Annotated in this window: 4 protein-coding genes; 1 reads left to right on the top strand and 3 read right to left on the bottom strand. The window is 64.0% G+C overall.

Translation table 11 applies throughout. The annotated features are described in order from the left end of the window. Positions 1-823 (bottom strand): type IV pili methyl-accepting chemotaxis transducer N-terminal domain-containing protein (locus AC2VLV_RS06755; protein ID WP_486989245.1); only part of this gene is annotated, 823 nt, incomplete at its 3' end. Positions 824-1,070: 247 nt separating this feature from the next. On the opposite strand from AC2VLV_RS06755, the gene trmB reads away from it, so the two are divergent. Continuing rightward, a complete protein-coding gene (trmB, locus tag AC2VLV_RS06750) occupies positions 1,071-1,781 on the top strand; it encodes a tRNA (guanosine(46)-N7)-methyltransferase TrmB (RefSeq protein ID WP_486989244.1) in 711 nt (236 codons plus the stop codon). Positions 1,782-1,787: 6 nt separating this feature from the next. On the opposite strand, the gene AC2VLV_RS06745 is transcribed toward trmB, so the two are convergent. Continuing rightward, complete coding sequence (locus tag AC2VLV_RS06745) at positions 1,788-2,636, bottom strand: undecaprenyl-diphosphate phosphatase (RefSeq protein ID WP_486989243.1); 849 nt, start codon at positions 2,634-2,636, stop codon at positions 1,788-1,790. A 55-nt stretch (positions 2,637-2,691) separates the two neighbouring features. After that, a partial coding sequence (locus AC2VLV_RS06740) for a divalent metal cation transporter (protein ID WP_486989242.1) occupies positions 2,692-3,374 on the bottom strand: 683 nt, incomplete at its 5' end.

The raw sequence follows: 3,374 nt of genomic DNA, 5'->3' as shown, positions 1-3,374 counted from the left end.
ACTGCGACAACTCGTCCAGGCTCTGTGCCTTCGACACCAGCGCACTCACTTCATACAGCGCCGCGAGACGCTGCTGCTCGGTGCGCAGGGCCGCCGTTTTCTGCAGCACGCGCTGCTCCAGTTCGGCATGTACGCCGCTGAGTTGTGCCGCCATGCCATTGAAGGCTTTGGCCAGATCGCCAAATTCGTCATTGGTCGCAATATCGACGCGCACGCTGTAGTTGCCAGTCTCGATCGCCTCGACCCCGCGCGCGAGATGCTGCACGGGGTCGAGCACGAACAGGTAGGCCGCGTAGAACAGCAGCAGCGCGCCCAGCACCATCATCGCGGCCATGGCGAACTGCAGTGTGTACAGCAGCGAGGTCCAGAAATCCAGCCGCTTTTCAATCGAGGTGACGAAGGCGTCAATGGTGGCGACAAAGTGCGCAGCAACCGGCGACGGCACCTGTTCGTCCGCCGGGCCCTGCAGCCAGCGTGGCTGCAGGGCCCGCCATTGCGCTAGCACGGCGTCGTAACGCTGACGAACCTCGTCATTCCAGGGCACGAACAGCGGGCGCGACGGGTCGCCACGCCGCAGCAGATCGAGGCTGGCCTGCATCTGCGCAGCACTCTGGGCCACGGCGGCCGCATCGTCGCGCTCGGCCATCAGGGTCATGCGGTAAGTCAACATGCGCAGACGGCCGGCCTCGTTGACCGCTGCGGCGCCACCCTGCAAATTCCACGACGCCCAAAGCGTGACACCAATAGCCCCCAGCGAAAGCAGCAGCACAACGGCGGCGAAAAGAGCAATCCGGTTGGTCAGCGTCCAGCGTCGATAGAACATGGTGGGTCAGGTGGCAGAGTGTCGAAGGATTATCCGGCCAACAACCGATACGCTCCAAAAAAAAGGTGCCGCAGCGAGGCGGCATGACCTCTGCGCGGTGTCGGCCACGCCCCTGCGCTAGGAAACGACCGCAGTAGACTTCCGTCCTCGCCAATGTGGCGATCTTTTCGAACGCAGTATTTGCCCTTCAATTTGATGACGCCTTTTCACGCATCAGTCCGCTGGCCGGTTTATGCCGGTTTTTGCCATGCCGGTTGACCCCGTTTCTGAAACAGACGACGCCGAAACGCTCCGGCAACGCGGCATCCGCAGCTTTGTGCTGCGTGCCGGGCGCACCACCGAGGCGCAGACTCGCGCGCTGGCGGAATTGGGGCCGCGCTGGATCGTGCCTTATGCCGACGCCCTCGCCGATTGGCCCGCCGTATTCGGCCGCACCGCCCCGCGGGTGCTGGAAATCGGCTTCGGCATGGGCGACGCCACGGCGCAGATCGCCGCGGCAAAGCCCGAGACGGATTTCATCGGCGTGGAAGTGCACCCGCCCGGCGTGGGCGCGCTGCTGCAACGCATCGATGCCGCGCAACTCGGGAATCTGCGCATCGTGCAGCATGACGCGGTGCAGGTGCTGCAGCACATGATCGCGCCGCACAGCCTGGACGGACTGCACATCTACTTCCCCGATCCGTGGCCGAAAAAGCGGCATCACAAGCGGCGCCTGATCCAGCCGGAATTCGTGCGGCTGGCCATCAGCCGTCTGCGCCCTGGCGGCTATTTGCACTGCGCCACCGACTGGCAGCCCTACGCCGAGCACATGCTGGAGGTATTGCGCGCCGAGCCGGGACTAGTCAACACGGCCGCCGATTACGCCCCGCGCCCGGACTGGCGCCCGGTGAGCAAGTTCGAGCGCCGGGGCCTCAAACTCGGGCATGGCGTCTGGGACCTGATGTTTATCGCGCGATAAACACGCTCACTCCGTCCAGTTCACCCAGCCGCCCCAGGCGGTCACCAGGATCAACGCGCCAAACACCAGCCGGTACCAGGCGAAGGGCACGAAACTGTGTTCGCCCACATAGCGCAGCAGCCAGCGCACGACGATCAGTGCAGACACAAACGCCACGACCGTGCCCAGCCCGAACACGGGTGCATCACTCAGGCTGAGCATCGCGCGGTGCTTGTAGAGGTCATAGGCCGTGGCCCCTAGCAAGGTAGGAATGGCGAGGAAAAAAGAAAACTCGGTGGATGCCGCGCGGCTCAGGCCGAACAGCATGCCGCCAATGATCGACGCGCCCGAGCGGCTGGTGCCGGGAATGAGCGAAAACGCCTGCGCAATGCCCACCTTCAGCGCATCGGATGCGCGCATGTCATCGACATGATGGATGCGCACATGCTTTGCCGATCGCTTCTGCCAGGCTTCGGCCCAGAAAATCACCAGCGCGCCCACCATGAAGGCCAGCGCCACGGGCACGGGAGCGAACAGCCACTGCTTGATGGCCTTGACAAACAGCAGGCCGAGGATGGCAACAGGAAGAAAAGCGATGAGCACATTCAGTGCAAAGCGCCAGGCGTTGCGCCGCCGCACGGGCTCGGCCGCCACCAGCCCGGCGAGCACCTCGCCGATGCGCCCGCGGAAATGCCACATCACGGCCAGCATCGCACCGCTTTGAATCGCGATTTCAAACACCTTGGCCTTGTCGCTCACCCAACCCATCAAGTTGGCCGCCAGAATGAGGTGGCCCGTGGAGGAAATCGGCAGATATTCGGTGATGCCCTCAACCAAACCGAGAACCACCACCACAAAGGCGGAATAAGCGTCCATGCTGACCCTGGTGACAAAAGGTTGCGATTATCCGCAAACTTTGCGTCAAAAGGGCTCAAACCAGGCTGCTCAGCCCCCCATACACCCCTAAACCAGCGGTCAGCACCACCACGGCAACGACCACCCAGAAGTACGCACCGCGCAGACGATGGGCCGGGGGCAGCGCCTTGGTGGCCAGCGCCACCAGGAAACCCAGCACCAGCGGCAGCAGCAAGGCGTTCATCACTTCCACTCCGATGGACAAGGCCACCAGATTGGGCACGAAGGCCACCACCAGCGCACCGCCGATCACGCCCACGCTGAACACGGTGTAGAACCACGGCGCCTGTGCCGGATGCATTTCCAGCGAATGCTTGTAGCCGGTGACTTCGCCAAACCCCCAGGCCGCCGCCAGCGCCACGACGATGGCGGCCACCATGGCCGCGCCCAGAATGCCCAGGCCGAATACGGTACGCCCCAGCGTCTCGCCCAGCGAGGGGGTGAGCGCCTGCGCAATCTGCCCCACGGTGTTCAGCGGCGCGGTGCTGTGCCCGTTCCAAAGCACCGCAGCGGTCACCATCAGCACCGCAGCCATGATGAGCTGGGTGAGCACGGCGCCCACCGCCGTGTCCCAGCGCGCGGCGGCGTACTGCTCCGGTTTGAGTTTCTTGTCGGCCACGGCGGACTGCTGATAGAACACCATCCACGGCATGATGACCGCGCCGATATTGGCCGCCACCAGATACCAATACGCTGGTT

This window comes from Thiomonas sp. TH-17 (assembly GCF_057473305.1).
The sequence above is the reverse complement of the archived record's forward strand: the minus strand, read 5'-3'. Positions and strand labels throughout refer to the sequence as shown.

Excerpts from the sequence above, each read along its gene's own strand:
- AC2VLV_RS06745 (WP_486989243.1), bottom strand. The coding sequence starts at position 2,636 with ATGGACGCTTATTCCGCCTTTGTGGTGGTGGTTCTCGGTTTGGTTGAG.
- trmB (WP_486989244.1), top strand. The coding sequence starts at position 1,071 with ATGCCGGTTGACCCCGTTTCTGAAACAGACGACGCCGAAACGCTCCGG.